Source organism: Sinorhizobium sp. (assembly GCF_059070375.1).
The window spans coordinates 948,550-967,363 of sequence record NZ_JCACWC010000003.1 but is presented as its reverse complement, the minus strand read 5'-3'; the positions used below and the strand labels follow the sequence as shown (position 1 = coordinate 967,363).

20 protein-coding genes are annotated in these 18,814 nt (G+C 64.3%); 11 read left to right on the top strand and 9 right to left on the bottom strand.

The annotated features are described in order from the left end of the window. Positions 1 to 48: 48 nt before the first annotated feature. Positions 49 to 1,146 (bottom strand): chorismate synthase, encoded by a 1,098-nt coding sequence (gene aroC, locus AC5J09_RS16630; protein WP_100669165.1) that lies wholly within the window; start codon positions 1,144 to 1,146, stop codon positions 49 to 51. A gap of 438 nt (positions 1,147 to 1,584) precedes the next feature. On the opposite strand from aroC, the gene AC5J09_RS16625 reads away from it, so the two are divergent. After that, positions 1,585 to 1,845 carry a DUF1344 domain-containing protein gene (locus AC5J09_RS16625; protein WP_003532345.1) on the top strand — a complete coding sequence of 87 codons (261 nt, stop codon included), beginning with the start codon at positions 1,585 to 1,587 and terminating at the stop codon, positions 1,843 to 1,845. A 10-nt stretch (positions 1,846 to 1,855) separates the two neighbouring features. Here AC5J09_RS16625 and AC5J09_RS16620 read toward each other — a convergent pair whose 3' ends face one another. The 4 genes from AC5J09_RS16620 to AC5J09_RS16605 form a co-directional block, all read right to left on the bottom strand. Further along, positions 1,856 to 2,482 (bottom strand): histidine phosphatase family protein, encoded by a 627-nt coding sequence (locus tag AC5J09_RS16620; protein ID WP_494298039.1) that lies wholly within the window; start codon positions 2,480 to 2,482, stop codon positions 1,856 to 1,858. Positions 2,483 to 2,584: 102 nt separating this feature from the next. After that, positions 2,585 to 3,403 carry an enoyl-ACP reductase FabI gene (fabI, locus tag AC5J09_RS16615; RefSeq protein ID WP_100669167.1) on the bottom strand — a complete coding sequence of 273 codons (819 nt, stop codon included), beginning with the start codon at positions 3,401 to 3,403 and terminating at the stop codon, positions 2,585 to 2,587. Between the two features lie 199 nt (positions 3,404 to 3,602). Further along, a complete protein-coding gene (locus tag AC5J09_RS16610; RefSeq protein ID WP_494298038.1) occupies positions 3,603 to 4,646 on the bottom strand; it encodes a DnaJ C-terminal domain-containing protein in 1,044 nt (347 codons plus the stop codon). Positions 4,647 to 4,862: 216 nt separating this feature from the next. Further along, positions 4,863 to 5,318: an RT0821/Lpp0805 family surface protein gene (locus AC5J09_RS16605; protein WP_198516561.1), complete on the bottom strand. Its 456-nt coding sequence runs from the start codon at positions 5,316 to 5,318 to the stop codon at positions 4,863 to 4,865. 140 nt (positions 5,319 to 5,458) lie between these two features. On the opposite strand from AC5J09_RS16605, the gene pdxH reads away from it, so the two are divergent. Further along, entirely contained in the window at positions 5,459 to 6,079 is a 621-nt protein-coding gene (pdxH, locus tag AC5J09_RS16600) for a pyridoxamine 5'-phosphate oxidase (RefSeq protein WP_018094438.1), read from the top strand. A 23-nt stretch (positions 6,080 to 6,102) separates the two neighbouring features. On the opposite strand, the gene AC5J09_RS16595 is transcribed toward pdxH, so the two are convergent. Beyond that, positions 6,103 to 7,161 (bottom strand): polysaccharide deacetylase family protein, encoded by a 1,059-nt coding sequence (locus AC5J09_RS16595; RefSeq protein ID WP_379938873.1) that lies wholly within the window; start codon positions 7,159 to 7,161, stop codon positions 6,103 to 6,105. A gap of 211 nt (positions 7,162 to 7,372) precedes the next feature. Between AC5J09_RS16595 and AC5J09_RS16590 the strand changes: the two genes are divergently transcribed. Further along, positions 7,373 to 8,602, top strand: coding sequence for a D-alanyl-D-alanine carboxypeptidase (locus AC5J09_RS16590; RefSeq protein WP_100669173.1), 1,230 nt, complete (start codon positions 7,373 to 7,375; stop codon positions 8,600 to 8,602). Between the two features lie 86 nt (positions 8,603 to 8,688). Here the strand turns inward: AC5J09_RS16590 and tldD are convergent, their stop codons facing one another. Then, positions 8,689 to 10,104 carry a metalloprotease TldD gene (gene tldD / locus AC5J09_RS16585; RefSeq protein ID WP_275596636.1) on the bottom strand — a complete coding sequence of 472 codons (1,416 nt, stop codon included), beginning with the start codon at positions 10,102 to 10,104 and terminating at the stop codon, positions 8,689 to 8,691. Between the two features lie 102 nt (positions 10,105 to 10,206). Next, positions 10,207 to 11,406: a winged helix-turn-helix domain-containing protein gene (locus tag AC5J09_RS16580; protein ID WP_494298037.1), complete on the bottom strand. Its 1,200-nt coding sequence runs from the start codon at positions 11,404 to 11,406 to the stop codon at positions 10,207 to 10,209. Positions 11,407 to 11,538: 132 nt separating this feature from the next. Here AC5J09_RS16580 and AC5J09_RS16575 point away from each other — a divergent pair, with 132 nt between their 5' ends. Genes AC5J09_RS16575 through AC5J09_RS16555 form a run of 5 tightly spaced genes read left to right on the top strand, consistent with a single transcriptional unit; the run spans position 11,539 to position 16,091 of the window. Beyond that, on the top strand, positions 11,539 to 12,219 hold the full coding sequence (locus AC5J09_RS16575; RefSeq protein ID WP_494298036.1) for an energy-coupling factor ABC transporter ATP-binding protein: 681 nt from the start codon (positions 11,539 to 11,541) through the stop codon (positions 12,217 to 12,219). Further along, on the top strand, positions 12,213 to 12,818 hold the full coding sequence (locus AC5J09_RS16570) for a CbiQ family ECF transporter T component (protein ID WP_494298035.1): 606 nt from the start codon (positions 12,213 to 12,215) through the stop codon (positions 12,816 to 12,818). The genes AC5J09_RS16575 and AC5J09_RS16570 overlap by 7 nt, the downstream gene beginning before the upstream one ends. Before the next feature lie 31 nt (positions 12,819 to 12,849). Beyond that, positions 12,850 to 13,413, top strand: coding sequence for a biotin transporter BioY (locus AC5J09_RS16565; RefSeq protein WP_100669183.1), 564 nt, complete (start codon positions 12,850 to 12,852; stop codon positions 13,411 to 13,413). Between the two features lie 4 nt (positions 13,414 to 13,417). After that, entirely contained in the window at positions 13,418 to 14,914 is a 1,497-nt protein-coding gene (locus AC5J09_RS16560) for a class I adenylate-forming enzyme family protein (protein WP_494298034.1), read from the top strand. Further along, positions 14,898 to 16,091 carry a thiolase family protein gene (locus tag AC5J09_RS16555; RefSeq protein WP_494298033.1) on the top strand — a complete coding sequence of 398 codons (1,194 nt, stop codon included), beginning with the start codon at positions 14,898 to 14,900 and terminating at the stop codon, positions 16,089 to 16,091. The genes AC5J09_RS16560 and AC5J09_RS16555 overlap by 17 nt, the downstream gene beginning before the upstream one ends. Here AC5J09_RS16555 and AC5J09_RS16550 read toward each other — a convergent pair. After that, on the bottom strand, positions 16,079 to 16,480 hold the full coding sequence (locus tag AC5J09_RS16550) for an acyl-CoA thioesterase (protein ID WP_100669187.1): 402 nt from the start codon (positions 16,478 to 16,480) through the stop codon (positions 16,079 to 16,081). The two genes, AC5J09_RS16555 and AC5J09_RS16550, sit on opposite strands and share 13 nt — an antisense overlap. Before the next feature lie 13 nt (positions 16,481 to 16,493). On the opposite strand from AC5J09_RS16550, the gene AC5J09_RS16545 reads away from it, so the two are divergent. The 3 genes from AC5J09_RS16545 (at position 16,494) to AC5J09_RS16535 (ending at position 18,709) form a co-directional block, all read left to right on the top strand. Further along, positions 16,494 to 17,462, top strand: coding sequence for a zinc-dependent alcohol dehydrogenase family protein (locus AC5J09_RS16545; RefSeq protein ID WP_494298032.1), 969 nt, complete (start codon positions 16,494 to 16,496; stop codon positions 17,460 to 17,462). Between the two features lie 62 nt (positions 17,463 to 17,524). Next, positions 17,525 to 18,454: a histone deacetylase family protein gene (locus tag AC5J09_RS16540; protein WP_494298031.1), complete on the top strand. Its 930-nt coding sequence runs from the start codon at positions 17,525 to 17,527 to the stop codon at positions 18,452 to 18,454. A 3-nt stretch (positions 18,455 to 18,457) separates the two neighbouring features. Next, positions 18,458 to 18,709 (top strand): exodeoxyribonuclease VII small subunit, encoded by a 252-nt coding sequence (locus AC5J09_RS16535; RefSeq protein WP_003535810.1) that lies wholly within the window; start codon positions 18,458 to 18,460, stop codon positions 18,707 to 18,709. The last annotated feature ends 105 nt before the right edge of the window (positions 18,710 to 18,814 follow it).

Genomic DNA, 18,814 nt, shown 5'->3' with positions numbered 1-18,814 from the left:
CAGCGCCGCGCGTCTTTCAGAAACGCGAAGGCCGCTGCAGCAGTCGAGTTACTTCAGCCGGCCGGTCTGGCCGCGGTCACGCAGATAGTGATCGGCGATGGCGCAGGCCAGCATGGCCTCTCCGATCGGCACCGCCCGAATGCCGACGCAGGGGTCGTGACGGCCCTTGGTGCGCACGTCGACCTCCTTGCCGTCGCTGTCGATCGAACGGCGCTCCGTGAGAATGGACGAGGTCGGTTTGATGGCGAAGCGCGCAACGACCGGCTGCCCGGTCGCGATCCCGCCCAGAATGCCGCCGGCATTGTTGGACAGGAAAACCGGTTCGCCCTGCGCTCCGATGCGCATCTCGTCGGCGTTCTCCTCGCCGCTGATCTCGGCTGCGGCGAAGCCGTTGCCGATCTCGACGCCTTTGACCGCGTTGATGGACATAAGATTGGCGGCGATATCCTGATCGAGCTTCGCATAGATCGGCGCGCCGATGCCGGCCGGAACGCCTTCGGCAACCACCTCGACCACGGCGCCGATCGACGATCCCGCTTTACGGATGCCGTCGAGATAGTCTTCCCAGACGGGCACAATCGCCGGGTCGGGTGCGAAGAACGGATTGTTGTTCACTTCCGCCCAGTCCCAATTGGAACGGTCGATCCGGTGCTTGCCGATCTGGACGAGTGCACCGCGGACCACCAGGCCCGGCACGACCTTGCGGGCGATGGCGCCCGCCGCCACGCGCGCAGCGGTCTCGCGCGCCGAGGAGCGGCCGCCGCCGCGGTAGTCGCGGATGCCGTATTTCGCATCGTAGGTATAGTCGGCATGGCCGGGACGGTAGCGCTTGGCGATCTCGGAATAATCCTTGGAACGCTGGTCGGTATTCTCGATCATCATCGAGATCGGCGTGCCGGTCGAAATCATCGTCTCGCCGTCGTCATCGAGCATCACGCCGGAAAGGACCTTCACAAGATCGTCCTCACGACGCTGGGTGACGAAGCGCGACTGGCCGGGCTTGCGCTTGTCGAGCCAGGCCTGGACTTCGGCGAGCGTAAAGCGAATTCCGGGCGGACACCCGTCGACGACACAGCCAAGTGCGGGACCGTGGCTTTCGCCCCAGGTCGTGACGCGGAAAAGATGACCGAATGTATTGTGCGACATGGCGGCTACCGAACTCCGGATCGCGAAGGGCCGGTGAGCCGCCTCGCGTCTATTCCAATTACCCCGGAGCCGCAGCTGGCCCGCTCCGAGGGCCACGCGAAAGACGCGCGTGCCCTCTCTTAGTGGAAAGCGGGCACGCGGGAAAGTCCTTCTGCGGCGGCGGCTGGCACCCGTGCCGTCTCCCCTGCCCCCAGGCTCGGCGCCTTGAGTAAGGTGCCGCTAAATTCCCGTGGAAAACCGGGAGAGTTCGGCTGCCGCCGAGCCGCTCCGCCGCTTTCACGGAAACATCGGGTTGCAATTCGCCGAACCGGCCTTCACCCTCCCATGCGGCGGGCAACTGCATCGAAAAAGCAACGACATAGGGCTACTTTTGCCACAATCGGGGATCAAAGCGTGAGAACAACAAAATTCGCAAAATCATTGATGAGGGCAACAAGGATGCGATTTGTCATTGCCACGCTCATGGCCACCGCAAGCCTGCTTTCGCCGCTCTCCGCGCTTGCCGAGAGTGCCGATGTCGAAGCCGTGATCACCAGCGTCGATACCGACCGGCTGAGCCTCTCCCTCGATGACGGCAAGAGCTATCAGGCGCCCGAGGAGTTCAACTTCGAAGGGCTGGAGGCCGGCGTCAAGGTGCTTGTCTTCTATACCGAGGTCGACGGCAAGCGCGTCATCAACGACCTGGAGATCCTTCAGTAGGCTTGTGGCGTCAGAGCCAGCCTATAGAGCCATCCAGGATTTTCAGCAGGCGGTCCTGCGGGATCGCTGCGGCCGCCGCCTCATCGGCATCCATCTCCCCAAGCAGCTTGAACAATGCCCTGATAACGCCGCCATGGCTGACGCAGACGGTAGGCCGCGTCACGCTCCTGAGCCAGGCACCGACACGCCAGGACAGGATTTCGTAGCTTTCGGCGTCGGGACCGGGCGGGATGAAATCCCATTTCGAGACGCGCCTCTCTGCGATCCGCTCGGGCACGAGCCGCTTCAGTTCGGGAAGCGTGTAGCCTTCCCAGTCGCCGAAGGACACCTCCTTCAGACGCTCGTCGGTGCGGTAGGCCAAGGGATCGAGATCCATGGCGCGCCGAAGACGCTCCATGGTTTCGCGCGTACGGCCGAGCGGGCTGCTGACGAAATCGAAGTCGGCGGCGCCACTCCCGAGGAACCTCCTCAGCGCGACGCCGTTCCCGGTCGCCTGCTGCCGTCCGGTCTCGTTGAGGGGGATGTCCTTCTGGCCCTGAAGGCGGCTCTCCGCATTCCAGTCCGTTTGTCCATGGCGAACCATGTAGATGAGCACAATGTCCACTCCGGGCGAGCCGCCGCGATCCCTGCCGCACATTCCGCAAACCGCAGCCGGTTTGAGGATAGAACATGCAGCAGTTCAAAGTGCGACAGCCGCCATGCGGCCGAAGGACGCATGGCGGCTGTCGAGCAAAGGCTGTCAATCCTTCACAACGCTGATGTCCGGCGCGTCAACGGCCTTCATGCCGACCGTGTGGTAGCCGGAATCAACATGATGGACTTCGCCGGTAACGCCGCTCGACAGGTCGGAAAGCAGGTAGAGGGCAGAATTGCCGACCTCCTCGATCGAGACGGTGCGCTTCAGCGGGGCGTTGTATTCGTTCCACTTCAGGATATAGCGGAAATCACCGATGCCGGACGCAGCAAGCGTCTTGATGGGCCCGGCGGAGATCGCGTTGACGCGGATGCCGCGGTTGCCGAGGTCCACCGCCAGATAGCGAACGCTTGCCTCGAGGGCCGCCTTGGCGACACCCATGACGTTATAGTGCGGCATGACCTTCTCGGCGCCGTAATAGGTGAGCGTCAGTATCGAGCCGCCGTCGTTCATGACGCGATCCGCACGTGCGGCGACCGCCGTGAAGGAATAGACGGAAATGTCCATCGTACGCGCGAAGTTGTCGCGGCTCGTATCCAGGTAGCGCCCGGTCAATTCGTCCTTGTCGGAAAAGGCGATCGCGTGCACGACGAAATCGATCTTGCCCCACTTCTCTTCGAGAGCCGAGAATACGGCATCGATCGTGGTGAGGTCGGTCACATCGCAATGGCCGGCCATGAAGGCACCAAGCTCCTGCGCCAGCGGCTCGACGCGCTTCTTCAAAGCGTCGCCCTGCCATGTCAGCGCGATCTCGGCCCCCGCCTCGGACAAGGCCTTCGCGATGCCCCATGCAATCGAGCGATTGTTTGCGACGCCCATAATGACGCCGCGCTTGCCATTCATCAGACCCGATGCCTGAGCCATGGAATGTCCCCAATACTGTCTGCCTCCACCAGCTGCTGCCGATGGCAAAATTTCACGAATGCCAGGATGCCGCGCCTCCTGCAGCGGGTGCGGCAATTGTCGAGCATTGCCTATGGCATAGGCGCCACAGCGGTTCAAGCAGGAGGCAGATCAGGAACTGTTAGTCCCCGTAATATTGGTTCAGCTTGTCAGAAAAGCTTCATAAAAAGAGGCCGTCACGCTGGGATCGCATGAGGTCCGTCACCTTGTCGTCCGGTTTTTCGTGCAGCACCACCCGCAATTCGACGACCAGGTCGCCGCTGTCCCCGTCCGCCCCGCGCAAGCCTTTTCCGGCGATGCGGATCTCCTTGTCGGAGCCCGACCACGCCGGCACCGTCACCGTGAGCGGTCCGTTCGGCGCATCGATCGTCGTTTCGCAGCCGAGAACCGCGCTCTGAAGATCGATCGGCAATGTGGTGACGAGGTCGAGACCGCGGGTCCGGAACGGGCCGTCCTGGCGGAGGCGCAGGGTTGCCACCACATCGCCGCGCGCCATACCGGCAACGCGGTAGCCCTGCTCCTTCAGGCGGATCGCCTGGCCGTCCGTAGCGCCGGCCGGGATGGGGACCTTCAGCAGTTCTCCGTCCGGAAGCTCCACCGGCACCCGCGCGAGATTGATCACGTCCTCGACGCTGGCGTGAACGTCGACGGCAAGATCCGGCACCTTCTCGGCCGTCTTCGCGATGCGTCCACGAATACGCTGAACGATCGCCGCGACCAGATCCGCCGCCGGCATGATCGAGCGACGGGCAAACGCGTCGGCTTTCGGCTGCTCTTGTTTTGCTTCGGCGGCGAGCTCGGTTTTGGCTTCCACCGGCGCACGTTCCCGTTCGGCGGCACGCACGGAGGATTTCGGCCTGGCGGCAGCGGGCTGCGGCTCGACGCCGAATATGCGCGAAATCGCTTCCTCGGCCGTTTCGGTGGCGACAGGGTCCTCCGGCACCTCCGCGCCTCGCATCTTCTCCTTCATCGCCTCCATGCGACGAAGCTCCGCCTCGCGCCGCGCCCAATCGTAACGGCTTCTGCGCACCGGATCGCGAAGCAGCTCATAGGCCCTGCCCGCTTCCGCGAAGCGTTCGTTGGCGGAGGGATCGTCCTGATTGTGATCGGGGTGGACCGCTCTGGCGACGGAGCGCCAGGCCGCCTTGATTTCCTCTTGCCCGGCGGTGCGACGCACACCAAGAATTGCATAGGGATCGCGCATGGCTGCTATCGTTTTCTCTACTCGGCGGTCCTTCCCCGGATGCCCGCCTGACACCTCACGACGAGCGAAGAGGGTCTGCGAGACCTTCTCCGTCACCGGGCGATGATCGGGCGAAGTTGCTAACTATCGGTTAGTCGGAAGCGGGGACGCGGTGCCGAAAACATCGTCCGGGACGCTTCGCCGGCCGCTTTGCGGCAATATGGTTAACCTGCGATTTCAGCTCCGCGGGCCGAAGCTCGTCAGGTACCATTCCCCGTTGCCGAGCTGGCAGGTGTTGCCATCGAACTTGGCAATGCCCTCGAAGGAGTGCCGGGTCGTCGTGAAGCGGCGGCAACGCATGCCCGAGGCATGGTCTTCCTGGATGCTGCTGATGACGCCGGCGCTGCCGGAATTTGCATTTGCCCAGGGGATGGTGCTGTCCTTGCCCTGACTGATGTCGGCAGCGGTAACGAGGTCGCGCACGGCTATGGCATCGGAAAGGCCGTCGGATGTCTTCGCCACCGGCACGGTTCCGGTCGAGACCGAACGATCGACGCCCGATCCCCCGAAGACGTCGAGGCCCGCGCCCATGCACCCCGGCAGGGCGAGAATCGTCACGCAAATTGCCGCGCTGCGCAGCAATGCGAAGGAAAGACCCTTCTTGCCATCGTTCCGCTTTGCTATGTCTTGCACGGCATTCCTGTCAGACTCGCCAGAGCGCACCACGTCCCAAGGAAGTCCGCAGGCAGGCTCTGACATTATTACGATGCGGAAACGCCACTCGGCTCATCCCGAAGCGTTCCCGCGCCAGACACACGGCATTGGAAAACAATATGACCGCGAACGAGTTAACAACCGGTGACTTCACGGAAGCAAGCGAGCCCTTTTCCCTTTTTGGCACATGGCTGAAGGAAGCCGAAAAGAGCGAGGTGAACGATCCGAACGCCGTCGCCCTTGCGACCGTCGACCCGGATGGCATGCCCAATGTACGCATGGTCCTGCTCAAGGGGTTCGACGAACGCGGCTTCGTCTTGTACACGAATTTCGAAAGTCAGAAAGGCCGGGAAATGCTTGCGACCCCAAAGGCGGCCCTGTGTTTCCACTGGAAATCGCTGCGCCGCCAGGTGCGTCTGCGCGGTCCGGTCGAAGTCGTCTCCGACCAGGAAGCCGACGAATATTTCATGAGCCGGCCCCGCGGCAGCCGCATCGGCGCCTGGGCATCGAAGCAGTCCCGGCCGCTCGAAAGCCGCTTTGCGCTGGAGAAGGCCGTCGCCGAATACACGGCGCGGCATGCGATCGGCGAGATTCCACGTCCGGACTACTGGTCCGGATTCCGCATCCGTCCACTGTCGATCGAATTCTGGCACGACCGTCCCTTCCGGCTGCACGACCGTGTCGAGTTCCGCCGCGAAACGCCGGATGGCGGTTGGACGAAAGTGCGGATGTACCCCTGACGGAAAGACGCTGTCACCGCGCCTCAAGCTGCCTGGCGGGCAAAGAGCCGGAACGGGATGCCGGAACCGAGCGCGGTCACATAGCGCGCGGCCTGGAAATGGCCGTTGAGCGAAATGCGCGGCAGCGCATGAGGATTGGCAGCCTCGGACAACATGCCGGGCTGCGTCGTCACCGCCACGGCAAAACCGAGTTCCGCCGCCAGCCGATGATCGCGGGGCGAAACCGCGAGCCTGTCCCCATAGGGATAGGCGAAGCTCGTGGGCCGGCGACCGGTGATCGTCCCGACGCGTTCGGCGGAGGCTGAGATTTCGCGGCTGGCCTCGTCGTCTCCAAGCCGCGCAAGTGCGCGATGACTGATCGTGTGTCCGCCGAGGCTCGCAAGCGGGCTTCGGATCAGGCTCCGAAGACCCACTTCATCCAGCGTCAAACGCTCGGTGATGGCCAGCGGATCGATGCCGTGCTCCTGCGCGGCCCTGTTTAGTGTCGCGAGCGCATGGGCCTCATCGCTGCCATGGACGTAAGCGGCGATCCGATCGAAGGCGGCCTGCTTCTGCGCAAGGTTTTCGCTCGCCACCGCTTCCTCACCTGCGCCGAAATCGAAGCGAAACCTGCTGCAGACGGACAGAAGATCGGCGAGCGTTTCCCACCAGAGCGTATGGCTGCGGTCGATGTAACCGGCGGTGACGAAAACGGTGAAGGGCACGCCGTGGCGCTCGAAGACCGGCAGGGCGTGATCGAGATTATTGCGGTAGCCGTCATCGAGAGTGAAGCAGGCGAAGGGCCGGGTATCGGCGGAAGCAAGGCAGGCGGGCAGGTCGTCCAGCGGGATGAAGCGATAGCCGTCCCGCTTCAAAGTCACGATCGCCTCTTCGAGGAATTCCGGTGAGATTTCCAGATGGGCGTTGGGATCGAAAGCCCGCGCAACCCTCGGGCGAACATGATGCAGGGTGAAGATCGCCCCGCGCCCGCGGGCCGCCCCCATCAGCCGTGCCCGCGCAAGCAGATGCGCAGCTTCGAGCCCGCCGGTGATAGCGGCGCGCTTGGCATGGTAGCGGACCAAACCCGCAAAGCCGTGTTTCATCTTCTTCCGTCTTCTCAAATCGTCCTGTCGAGCGTGGACGGGCGTTGCGGCCCGGACGGTAACTTCTGCGGGGTTAAGCCTTGCTGAATCGGCCGGGCGGTGCGAAAGAGCGGGCCGCCTTTTGTGCGGCGAGGTTGCAACGACGCCTCGAGCCTGTCAAAACAGCGTACCGCGTCGATATCGGCCGCACATCTCTATGAGGGGGAGTTCGATGACGAGCTTTCGATTGGCTCTGGCGACGATCGCCGTGCTTTTCTTCGGTGCCGTTCAGGCAATGGCAGGCAACGCCTCTCTTGTCGTCGACGCTCGGACGGGCCGGGTTCTCTCTGCCGAAAACCCCGACACGCTCCACCATCCCGCGTCTCTCACCAAGATGATGACGCTCTACATGACCTTCGAAGCGCTTCACCGTGGCCAGATCGCCTGGAAGACGCCTGTGCCCATGTCCGTCACCGCTGCACGCAAGCCGCCGACGAAGCTCGGCGTCAAGGCTGGAGGAACGATCACCGTCGAAGAGGCTGTCTACGGCATGATCATTCGTTCGGCCAACGACGCGGCGGCAGCGATGGCCGAACGGCTTGGCGGTTCCGAGGAAGGCTTTGCGAGAATGATGAACGCAAAAGCACGCCAACTCGGCATGAACCGCACATTCTTCGTCAACGCTTCGGGTCTACCGGCAAGCGAACAGGTGACCACGGCTCGCGATATGGCGCGGCTCGCCGTTGCCCTCATGCGACACTATCCGCGCGAGTACCGCCTGTTCTCGGTCCAGAGTTTCGCCTTCCGCGGCCGTGTGATCCGAGGCCACAACAATCTGATGTATCGATACCAGGGGATGGACGGCATCAAGACCGGCTACACGAGGGCCTCCGGCTACAATCTCGTAAGCGCGGTGAGCGACGGCAACCGCCGCATCATCGGCGTGGTGCTCGGTGGGCGAAGCGCGCGAAGCCGTGATGAGAAGATGGCGGCGCTCCTCGACCAGCACCTGGGCAGGGTCTCCTCGCCCGGCCGCCCGATGATCGCAGCGGCAAGCGCACCCCGCCTGGCCGACGTGGCGAGCTTGCCTGGCGTTTCCTTGTCCTATGTGGGTACCCAGCCCCCGGTCGAAGCTGTCGCCGCAGCGCCGACGGAAGCTATCGTCCCGGCGGACCGGCCAACCGCAGTGGCGGCCGCGGGCACGAAACCACCGGCGAGCGGCTGGAGAATTCAGATTTCCTCCGCACCGACCGCGGAAGGCGCGCGCAAGATGCTCGTCGAGGCACAATCGGCTGGCGGCGCGGCCCTTCTCGGCGCCGCCCCCCACACCGAGGCCGCAGGCTCGGGCGGAGCCTATCGCGTAGGTTTCGTAGGCTTCGCCAGTCGCGAAGCGGCGACGACCGCCTGCAGCATCCTGAAAAAGCGTTCCTATGACTGCGTCTTGCTTCCTGATGGGGGGTGAGTCTGCAACAGCTGAAAGAACGCTTCCCCCGCCGCAGTGGCGGCTGCCCTCACATCCGTAACAAGCACAAAGATGAGGGCACGTTGTCAGGCCTGCGTGCCGCCGACGGTGATCTGATCCATGCGCAGGTGTGGCTGGCCGACGCCGACCGGCACCCATTGGCCGGCCTTGCCGCAATTGCCGATGCCGGTGTCGAGCTTCGTATCGTTTCCGACCATCGTCACCCGCTTCATCGCATCCGGACCGTTGCCGATCAGCATCGCACCCTTGACGGGCGCTCCGACCTTGCCGTTCTCGATCAGATAGGCCTCGGTGCAGCCGAAGACGAATTTGCCTGAGGTAATATCGACCTGGCCGCCGCCGAAGGAGACGGCATAGATGCCCCTCTTCACCGACGAGATGATTTCATCGGGCGTGCGGTCGCCGGCAAGCATGTAGGTGTTGGTCATGCGCGGCATGGGCACGTGGGCGTAGCCCTGGCGGCGGCCGTTTCCGGTCGGTTCCATGCCCATCAGACGGGCGTTCTGCCGGTCCTGCATATAGCCGACGAGCTTGCCGTCCTCGATCAGGACATTGTAGCCGGACGGCGTTCCCTCGTCGTCGATCGAGATGGAGCCCCGCCGCGCTTCGATCGTGCCGTCGTCGACGACCGTCACGCCCTTCGCAGCGACCTGCTCGCCGAGCAGCCCGGCGAAAGCGGAGGTCTTCTTGCGGTTGAAATCGCCCTCCAGGCCGTGGCCGACGGCTTCGTGCAGCATGACGCCCGGCCAGCCGGAGGCAAGCACGACATCCATGGTGCCGGCCGGCGCATCGATCGCCTCGAGGTTCACGAGCGCTTGCCGCAAAGCCTCTTCCGTCCCGCTTTTCCAGTTTTCCTCGGTTATGAAATCGCCGAAGCCGCGCCGTCCGCCGATACCGAAGGAGCCGCTTTCCTGACGGTCGCCCTCGCCGACCACGACGGAAATGTTGATCCGCGTCATCGGCCGGACATCGTGGACGCGGTGCCCGTCGGCTCTCAGAATATCCACGACCTGCCAGCTCGCCGCGAGCGTCGCGGTCACCTGGCGGACCTTCGGCTCCTTGGCGCGCAAATAGGCGTCGATCTCCTGAAGCAGCTTGACCTTGGTCTCGAAACTCGGCTCGCCGATGGGGTTCTCGTCGCCGTAGAGCTTTTTGTTGGTGCGCTGCGGGGCTGCCGCGTAGGAGCCGGAATAGCCACGGGTCACCTGCTCCACGGCGTCCGCCGCCCTCTTCAGGGCCGCAAGCGACAGCTCGCCGGCATGGGCATAGCCGACGGCTTCGCCGGCGACGGCCCGCAGACCGAAGCCCTGGTCGGTGTTGAAACTGCCGCCCTTCAGGCGGCCATTGTCGAAGGAAAGCACCTCCGCCTGCGCATGCTCAAGGAAGAGTTCGCCGTCATCGGCGCCGGCAAGCGTCTCAGAGAGAACCTTGCGGACCGTCGCCTCGTCCGCATCGAAGAGGCTCATCAGGTTGGTGTCCATGGTTCTGCTCCCTGCCGTGAAGGATTGGGTCGTGAAACTTACTGGCTCCATTTAGGGAGCGCCGGCCCGCAAGCCAAGAAAAAACAAAGCACGAAAAATCGGTCAGGAAAGGGCAGCGTTCCAGCCATCGAGCAATTTGACCTGCTCGACGCCGGCAAAGCGGGCGATGCGGTAGAGTTCGGCCATAAGCTTTTCCATCCGGCCCGAAGAGGGTTTGACGCCGCGCTCCAGCCAGAGGCGCCGAACGTCGAGGCTTCCGCGTTTGCGATCGGCCTTCATGTCGATGCGGCCGATCAGCCGGTCGCCTTCGAGCAGGGGGAAGACATAATAGCCATATTCCCGCTTCGGCTCCGGTACGAAAACCTCGATACGGTAGAAGAAATCGAAGAGCCGTTCGGCCCGGTTCCGGTCGCGCAGCAGCGGATCGAAGGGGCTCAGCACCCGGACGCGGGCGGGCGGGTCGGGAATGTCGCCGAGCCCGTCGGGAAAGCCGGCGAACGCAAAGGACGGGCGCGGCTTGCCACCATTGGCAGATTCGATGACGATCTCGCACAGTTCGTCGCGATGGGCAGCGACCCAGTCCTTCGCCTCGTCCGGCGATACGAGATCCCAGAAGGCGGCGATCTCGCCGTGGGTGGCGAAGCCCAGCCGCTCGAGCGCGCTGCGGCAGGCCCAGTCGATGAACTCCTCATGCGCGACCTCGCCGTCGTAATGGCGAGCCGGAATGACGCGTTCCGTCAAATCATAGACCTTCTGGAAATTTTCGCGCCGGGCGATCGCAAGCTTGCCCTGGCGCCAGAGCACCTCGAGTGCCGTCTTCGACGGGTGCCAGTTCCACCAGCCGCCGGATTCGTGGCCGTCCTCCTTAAGGTGGCGCGCCATGACGGCGCCATTGTTCGCGATCCTCGCATAGGTCTCCTCGCAGCCCGCGTCGAAGTCTTCTCCGCGCCATTTGCGCCAGCGCTCGCGGAGCGTTTCGCTCTCCCATTTGAAGCGATGCTTCCAGTAGACGAAGAAGGTGCTCGGTATGATCGAAGCGTCGTGGGTCCAATGTTCGAAGAGCTCGCCGTCCTTTTCGAGAAGCTCGGCCAGATGCTCGCGGCGATAGGTCTGATTGCGGGAAAAGAGAATCTGATGATGGGCCCGCTCGACGGTCGCTATGCTGTCGACCTGCACGAAACCGATGTCGTGGATCAATTGCAGCAAGCCGTCCTTGCCGAGCGCGCGATGCGGCGCGGCCGAGAGCCCCTGCTTGGCGAGAAAGATGCGCCGGGCATCGCGATTGGAAAGGCGAATCGTCATGAACAGAGAGTAGGCTTTTATTCCCAAGTTTCAAACGTGAGTCGGCAACAGACGTGTTGTCCACACTACATTGCCCTTTACGATCGACTTGTCCTATAGAGCGATCACGCAAAACATCGCGAGGACCGACGCTTGGAAATCCGCTTTACCGATTGCTCGGTCAGCTTCGGCGGACGGGTCGCGCTTCAACCTCTGAGCCTTGCCCTCGATGAGCGGCGGGTCGGCGTCATCGGTCTCAACGGCTCCGGAAAGACCACATTCGCACGGCTGATAAACGGGCTCGTCAAGCCGACGACCGGACGGGTCAAGGTCAACGGCCTCGACACGGTCGAGGACGACAGGGCAGTGCTCGCCGAAGCCGGTTTCATCTTTCAAAATCCGCAGCACCAGCTGATCATGCCGATCGTCACCGACGATATCGCCTTCGGGCTCAAGAACCGGGGGCTGCCGGCGCATGAGATCGCGTCGCGGACCGAGGCAGTCCTTGTACGCTTCGGCGTCAGCCACCTCGCACGAAGGCGGGTGCACGAGCTTTCCGGAGGCGAAACGCAACTCGTCGCCATGGCGAGCGTCATCGTCACCGGGCCGAAAATTCTGATCCTCGACGAGCCGACCAATCAGCTCGACCTCAGAAATCGCCGGATGGTCGCCGAGACGATCGACACGCTCGACGAAGACACGATCGTCATCACCCATGATCTGGCGCTGGCCGAGAGCGCCGAACGGGTCCTGCTCTTTCACGAGGGCCGCCTTGTTGCCGACGGTGGGCCGGCCGAAAGCATCCGGCGCTATCACGAGGTCGCCGGATGCTGACGAGCCTCTATGTCGAGGGAGGTAGCTGGTTTCACCGCGTGCCGGTGCGCGGCAAGCTTGTCGCGCTCGCCGTCTTGAGCATCGCGCTCTTCGCGACAGACTCACCCTTCCTGCTGCTGCCTGCCTTTCTCCTCAGCGGTTGGCTTTACCTCTCGCTCGGGCTGAAACCGCGCGAATCGCTGTCGCGCGTCGGCTTCGTTTTCTTCACCATTCTGATCCTTGCCGCGGTCAATCTGTTCCTCGTTCCCGTGCCGCAGGTCGCGGCGCTGGTCTTGCGGCTGATGGCGCTCGTCCTCTTTGCAGCCGCGGTCACGGCGACCACGACGATCGGTGCTTTCATGGACGAGGTAACGATCCTCCTGAAGCCGCTGGAGCGCCTCGGTCTCTTGAGGGCGGCAGATGTCGGTCTGGCGCTTGGCCTCGTGCTGCGGTTCGTGCCCGACATCTTCGCCCGGTATCAGGCACTCGCCGAAGCGCATCGGGCACGCGGACTGCCGGTCCGGCCGTTGACCATCATCGGCCCGCTGATCATCCTGACGCTGAAAGATGCGGACACGATCGCGGCCGCCATTGACGCGAGGGGATTTCGCCGTCAATAAATTCGCGTTTTCTAATAAAAGGTAGGGCTATATGAACACCAGAGACCTCGTCCTCGTTGCGCTTTTCACTGCCATCATCGTTGTGCTCGGCCTCGTACCGCCGATCACGCTCGGCTTCATTCCCGTTCCGATCACGGCGCAGTCGATGGGCGTGATGCTCGCCGGCTGCATCATCGGCGCGAAGCGCGGCGCCCTCGCCTTCCTCCTGCTCATCCTGCTCGTCACCATCGGACTGCCGGTACTTTCCGGCGGCCGCGGCGGACTCGCCGTCCTGGCCGGCCCCTCGGGCGGGTTCATCTTCGGCTGGGCAGTTGCCGCCTTCGTTACCGGCCTGATCGCCGAGCGCTTCGTCCAGTCCACGAATTCGGAAGCGCGCCAGTTTGTCGGTTTCTTCCTCGCCTCGGTCCTTGGCGGCATCGTCGTGCTCTATGCGATCGGGGTTCCGTGGCTCTCTGCCGTCACCGGCACACCTCTGATGGCCGCCGCAACCGGTTCGCTCGTCTTCATTCCGGGCGACCTGTTGAAGGCCGCGATCGCGACGCTCGCCGCCCGGGCAGTCTACGCCGGCTATCCGCTGCTGCCCGCGCGCGTCTGACGCAGTGCCGCTCTCCGAGGCAATCGCGATCCATGCGAGCGAACGCCCGTATTCCCCGGCCTTCCGCATGGAAGGCCGGGTTTTCACCTTTGGCGACCTTGCCGCGGAGGCCGGACGCATCCTCTCGGCCATCCACCGCTCAGGTGCACAGGCGACAGAAGAAGGCATACTTTCCGGGCGCGTGCGGCTGGTCGCGCTCGAAACGGGAAATCACCCGCTTTTTCCCGCCGCTTTCATTGCCGCGACCGCGGCCGGCCATTGCGCCGCCCTGATCGACCCGCATCTGCCCGAGACCGCGCGCCAACGGATGAAAGAGCGCCTGCGGCCGGAGATCGTCATCCGCGCCGAACGCGATCTCTTGCGCATCGACGTGCCGTCGGCAGGACAAAGCCGTCTGCTGCAAGGCGCCTCCGATGCTCTGCCCGCAATCCCCGCCGGCTGCGGCGGTGATCCGTTTCTCGTGGTCTTCACCTCGGGCACGACAGGCGATCCGAAGGCGATCATCCGCGACCGCCGGTCCTGGCGGGTGAGCCTTGAGACCGGGCAGAGCTTTTTCGGGCTCGGGCCGGAGACGACGACTTACGCGCCGGGACCGTTGGCGCACGGCCTGACGCTTTACGCGCTCGCGGAGACCCTGACGGCCGGAGCGGAATTCGTGGGCGCTCGGCACTTCGAGGCGGATCAGGCTTTAGCCACGATCGCGGCCACCGGAGCGAAACGGCTGGTGCTGGTGCCGACGATGCTGCGGCGGCTCTGCGAGCGCGCGGCCGGTTCGCCGTTGACATCGGTCAGACGGATTACCGTCGCCGGAGCCAAGCTCACGCCGGCGGATCGGGAAGCGGCGACACCGGCTTTTCCGGAGGCTCAGGTCACGGAATATTACGGCGCCTCGGAACTCGGCTTCATCAGCGTTTCCCGGCCGACGGACAGGCACACGCCGACCGCAGTCGGAAAGGCCTTTCCCGGCGTTCGCCTGGAGATCCGGGACGAGAAAGGCGAGCGCCTTCCCGCAGGAGAAACGGGCACGATCTTCGTCGAAAGCGAGCTCATATCCGACGGTTACATCGCGGGCGGCGACGGAGCGGGATTCCGCCGGCAAGGAAAGCTCGCGACGGTCGGCGACCTCGGTTTCCTTGACGAGGGCGGCACGCTGCACCTCATCGGCCGGGCGGGCGGGATGGTGGTCTCGGGCGGGAACAACATCTATCCATCGGAGGTGGAGATCGTGATCCAGGGAGCCGGCGGCGTGAACACGGCCCTTGTCTTCGGTCTCGATCATCCGGATCTCGGCAGCGAGCTTGCGGCGGTGATCGAGCCCGGCGCCGGATTCGACCATGCGGCACTCGAACGTCATCTTGCCGCCGCCCTGCCGCGCTACAAGCGCCCGCGCAGGATATGGCTCTGCCGGAAGATGCCGATGACCGCCTCCGGCAAGGTCGCGGCGGGAGAGCTTCGGCAATGGATCGCGGAGGAGAACAGTGCCCTTGAACGCCTCCTCTGACCCCGATCGCACCCCGGTCGTCATCGCCGCACTGCGAACGCCGGTCGGCCGCGTCAACGGCAGCCTTGCCGCGATCGAGCCTGCAAGCCTTGCCGCCTTGCTGATCGAAAGGATCATTGCGGATACCGGCATCGACCGGAAAGAGATCGACGACGTGATCGTCGGCAATGCCGCCAACAGTGCCGGCAATCTCGCACGTCTCGCCGCGCTGGAGGCAGGATTGCCCGTCGCAATTCCGGGCGTCACCGTCGACCGTCAATGCGGCTCCGGGCTCGAGGCGATCGTCCTTGCGGCTCGGCAGATCCAGGCCGGCGCGGGTCGTTTCTATCTTGCCGGAGGCACCGAGAGCGCCAGTCGCGCACATATCCGCCTTCGGCCCCCGCTCACGCGCGGCGAAGAGCCACAGCCGGTCCAGCGCGCGCGGATGGCCCCCGATTCGATCGGCGATCCGGATATGGGCGTTGCAGCGGAGAACGTCGCCGCGGCCTGCGGCATCTCGCGTGAGCGGCAGGACCGGTTTGCGCTCGAAAGCCACCGACGCGCCGTCGCGGCCGAAGCGGCGGGCCGGTTCTCGCGCGAGATCGTGCCCGTGCCGACATCATCAGGGCCTGTCGCAAGGGATGAGTGCCCTCGCGCAAACGCATCTGCCGAGACGCTCTCGCGACTGAGGCCGGTTTTCGTTGCTGGCGGCACCGTCACCGCCGGAAATGCATGCCCGGTCAATGACGGCGCGGCGATGGTACTGATGACGAACCTCGCGGAGGCGCGCAGGCGCGGCGTCGCCTTCGGTCTCGTCTTCGCCGATGCGGCGACGGCCGGCGTCGAACCGAAGCTGCTCGGCCTTGGCCCCGTCCCCGCCATGGCGAAGCTTCGCGCGCGCAATCCCGCGCTCGATGTGGCCTGCGTCGATTTCATCGAATTCAACGAGGCCTTCGCCTCGCAGGTTCTCGGGAGCCTCGACCAGCTCGATATCGCACCCGAACGCGTCAACAGCGACGGCGGCGCGATCGCGCTCGGCCACCCTTATGGTGCTTCCGGCGCCATTCTCGTCGTCCGGCTGTTCTCGCAGATGTTCGCGGCCTCCTCCCCGGCGGAAGGGCTGGCCATGATGGGCATCGGCGGCGGCATGGGGATCGCCGCCCACTTCAGCAGCTACAGACCGGATCAGGCGGCATAGCCGGCGAGCCATTCCCGGGTTGGGGCCGGCACCTGTACCGGTTGATGGCGGGCACGGTCGACGGCCACCCAGACGATCTCCACCTCGGCGGCAAGTTTGTCGCCGGTCTCGACGCGCACGGCAAAACCTATGGAGCTGCCGCCGATCTTCGCGACGGTCACCGTAAAGCGCGCGGGATCGTCGAAGCGCAGACCACGATGGAAGATGCAGGCGGAGCGGCGGACGAGATAGGCCGGTTCTTCCGCAATTGCCGGCCGGTGCCGCCAGAGATTGGCAAGTGCGGCCTCCGCATGCGCATAATAGGCCGCATTGTGCATATGGCCGTGCATGTCTATATCGCGGAACGGAATGCGGACTTCCGTGACATTTTCCCGCTCTGTGCCGTCCATGCGAGGCTCCCCGATGCGCTCCACACTCGTTAGACAGTTTGGCGACCCCGGACAAGTCATCGAGCTCGTGGACGCACCCCGCCCTGCCGCAGGCGCGGGCGAAGTCGAGATCGAAATATCGCTCGCGGCAATCAATCCTTCGGACCTGATCCCCGTTACGGGCGCCTACAGCGCGCGCACCGTCCTGCCTTTCGTCCCCGGCTTCGAGGGCGTCGGCATCGTCAGGCGCGTCGGGCCGGACGTGCAAGTCATCAAGGCCGGAGATCGGGTCGTCCCGATCGGCGCGTGCGGGCTTTGGCAGCAATTCCTCCTCCGCCCCGCCGAATGGTGCTTTCGCGTGCCGGACGGGATCGAAGACGCGCAGGCGGCGATGAGCTATGTCAATCCGCTAACGGCGTTGAGGCTTGTCGAAGCGCTGCGGGAGCATTTCGGATCGCTCGAGGGCATGGATGTCGGCGTGACCGCTGCGGGCTCTGCCATCGGCGGCATGCTGATGAAGCTGCTTGCGCTCGAAGGCGCGGTGCCGACGGCCATGCTTCGCAGCGAGAGGAGACGCGGCCGTCTCGGCGAGGCACACCGGATCCTGGTGGCCGAGAGCGGCGATCTCCTCATGGACAGCCAATTCGATGCGGTGCTGGATGCCGTCGGCGGCGCGCTGGCGGGCGAGCTGATCGGGCGGTCCATTCGCCCCGGCGGAACCTTCATCCAGTATGGAGCGCTCAGCGGCGCACCCGTGCCTCAGACGGCGATCAGCGGCCGGCCCGACATACGTTTCGCCTTTCTTTGGCTGAGAACCTGGGTGCATTCCGCCGGCCGGGAGGCACTCGAAGCCGCTTTCCTGCGCAGCTTCGCCGGGCTGCAGAGCGGCCTCTTTGCCAGCCCTGTTGCCGCCACCTACCCCTTGAGCAGGCTCGCCGACGCCCTTGCGCATCAGGCCGACCCGGATCGCGACGGCAAGATCCTGCTCGATCCGCGCTGTTGAAAATCGGCAGTTTCGCGTCGCGCGCCATGGATTTTGACAGGCATGCGCACTAGTTTCGCCGGATGACCACGCATCTCTACGAAAATCCGGTCTTCCTGAAGCACCAGGTCCCGGAAGGGCACCCCGAACGGCCGGATCGGCTGAAGGCCTTGAATCTTGCGTTGGAGCATCCGAATTTCGCGGATCTGGAGCGGGTCGAGGCATCGAAGGGTGACGAAAATCTGGTGTTGCTCGCCCACACGGAAGAGCACCTGCTGCGAATCAAGCGGGACATCCCGGACGAGGACATCAACCAGCTCGAGGCCGATACCTATGCAGGCCCGCAAAGCCTTGAGGCCGCGTTGACCGGCATCGGCGGTGCTGTGGCGGCTGTCGACGCGGTCTTCGCCGGGGAAGCGGACAATGCCTTCGTCGCAGCCCGCCCGCCCGGCCACCATGCCGAGAAGAACAGGGCCATGGGCTTCTGCTTTTTCAACAATGTAGCGATCGCCGCGCGCCACGCGCAGACGGCGCATGGTGCCGAACGCGTTGCCATCGTCGACTGGGACGTCCACCACGGCAACGGCACACAGGACATTTTCTGGGACGACCCGTCGGTGCTCTTCTGCTCCACGCATCAGATACCGCTCTATCCCGGCACCGGTGCCAAGGACGAGACGGGCGTCAGGAACAATGTCGTCAATGCGCCGATTTCGCCCAACAGCGGCAGCGAGCATTTCCGAGATGCCTTCCGTTCGCGCGTACTGCCCGCGCTTGAAAATTTTCGGCCCGACTTTCTTCTGATTTCCGCCGGCTTCGACGCCCACCACCGCGATCCATTGGCCCAGATCAATCTGGTCGGCGAAGATTTCGACTGGGCGACGGGTCGTCTCATTGACGTTGCCGGCAGGAGCGCCGGCAACCGCATCGTCAGCCTGCTCGAAGGCGGCTATGACTTGCAGGGCCTGGCCGAGTCGGCCGGCCTGCATATTCTGAGATTGATGAGAGGGTAATTCATGAACAACAATGCGCAACCGGACGTTTCCGCCCTCTCCTTCGAGCAGGCCGTCGAGGAATTGGAACGTATCGTTTCGGCGCTTGAACGCGGCGACGTCGCACTCGACAAATCGATCGAGATCTACGAGCGCGGCGAGGCCCTGAAGAAGCACTGCGAGGCCCTGTTGAAGGCGGCAGAGGACCGTATCGAAAAGATCCGCCTCGACCGCGCCGGCCGGCCGCAGGGAGTCGAGCCGCTCGACGCGGAGTAGTCTTCATTCCAGGCGAGATTCGCCCCTCATCCGGCCTGCCGGCCCTCCCCGCAGGCGGGGCGAAGGGACAAGCGGCACGCATCGGTGCAAACCCGCTTGCGGGAC

Bases quoted from the DNA above. Each gene is read 5' to 3' on its own strand.
- pdxH (WP_018094438.1), top strand. From the start codon at position 5,459: ATGACCGCGAACGAGTTAACAACCGGTGACTTCACGGAAGCAAGCGAG.
- AC5J09_RS16570 (WP_494298035.1), top strand. From the start codon at position 12,213: ATGCTGACGAGCCTCTATGTCGAGGGAGGTAGCTGGTTTCACCGCGTG.
- AC5J09_RS16595 (WP_379938873.1), bottom strand. From the start codon at position 7,161: ATGAAACACGGCTTTGCGGGTTTGGTCCGCTACCATGCCAAGCGCGCC.
- AC5J09_RS16550 (WP_100669187.1), bottom strand. From the start codon at position 16,480: ATGGACGGCACAGAGCGGGAAAATGTCACGGAAGTCCGCATTCCGTTC.
- AC5J09_RS16540 (WP_494298031.1), top strand. From the start codon at position 17,525: ATGACCACGCATCTCTACGAAAATCCGGTCTTCCTGAAGCACCAGGTC.
- AC5J09_RS16545 (WP_494298032.1), top strand. From the start codon at position 16,494: ATGCGCTCCACACTCGTTAGACAGTTTGGCGACCCCGGACAAGTCATC.
- AC5J09_RS16565 (WP_100669183.1), top strand. From the start codon at position 12,850: ATGAACACCAGAGACCTCGTCCTCGTTGCGCTTTTCACTGCCATCATC.
- AC5J09_RS16535 (WP_003535810.1), top strand. From the start codon at position 18,458: ATGAACAACAATGCGCAACCGGACGTTTCCGCCCTCTCCTTCGAGCAG.
- fabI (WP_100669167.1), bottom strand. From the start codon at position 3,403: ATGGCTCAGGCATCGGGTCTGATGAATGGCAAGCGCGGCGTCATTATG.
- AC5J09_RS16590 (WP_100669173.1), top strand. From the start codon at position 7,373: ATGACGAGCTTTCGATTGGCTCTGGCGACGATCGCCGTGCTTTTCTTC.
- AC5J09_RS16580 (WP_494298037.1), bottom strand. From the start codon at position 11,406: ATGACGATTCGCCTTTCCAATCGCGATGCCCGGCGCATCTTTCTCGCC.
- tldD (WP_275596636.1), bottom strand. From the start codon at position 10,104: ATGGACACCAACCTGATGAGCCTCTTCGATGCGGACGAGGCGACGGTC.
- AC5J09_RS16620 (WP_494298039.1), bottom strand. From the start codon at position 2,482: ATGTGCGGCAGGGATCGCGGCGGCTCGCCCGGAGTGGACATTGTGCTC.
- AC5J09_RS16625 (WP_003532345.1), top strand. From the start codon at position 1,585: ATGCGATTTGTCATTGCCACGCTCATGGCCACCGCAAGCCTGCTTTCG.
- aroC (WP_100669165.1), bottom strand. From the start codon at position 1,146: ATGTCGCACAATACATTCGGTCATCTTTTCCGCGTCACGACCTGGGGC.
- AC5J09_RS16610 (WP_494298038.1), bottom strand. From the start codon at position 4,646: ATGCGCGATCCCTATGCAATTCTTGGTGTGCGTCGCACCGCCGGGCAA.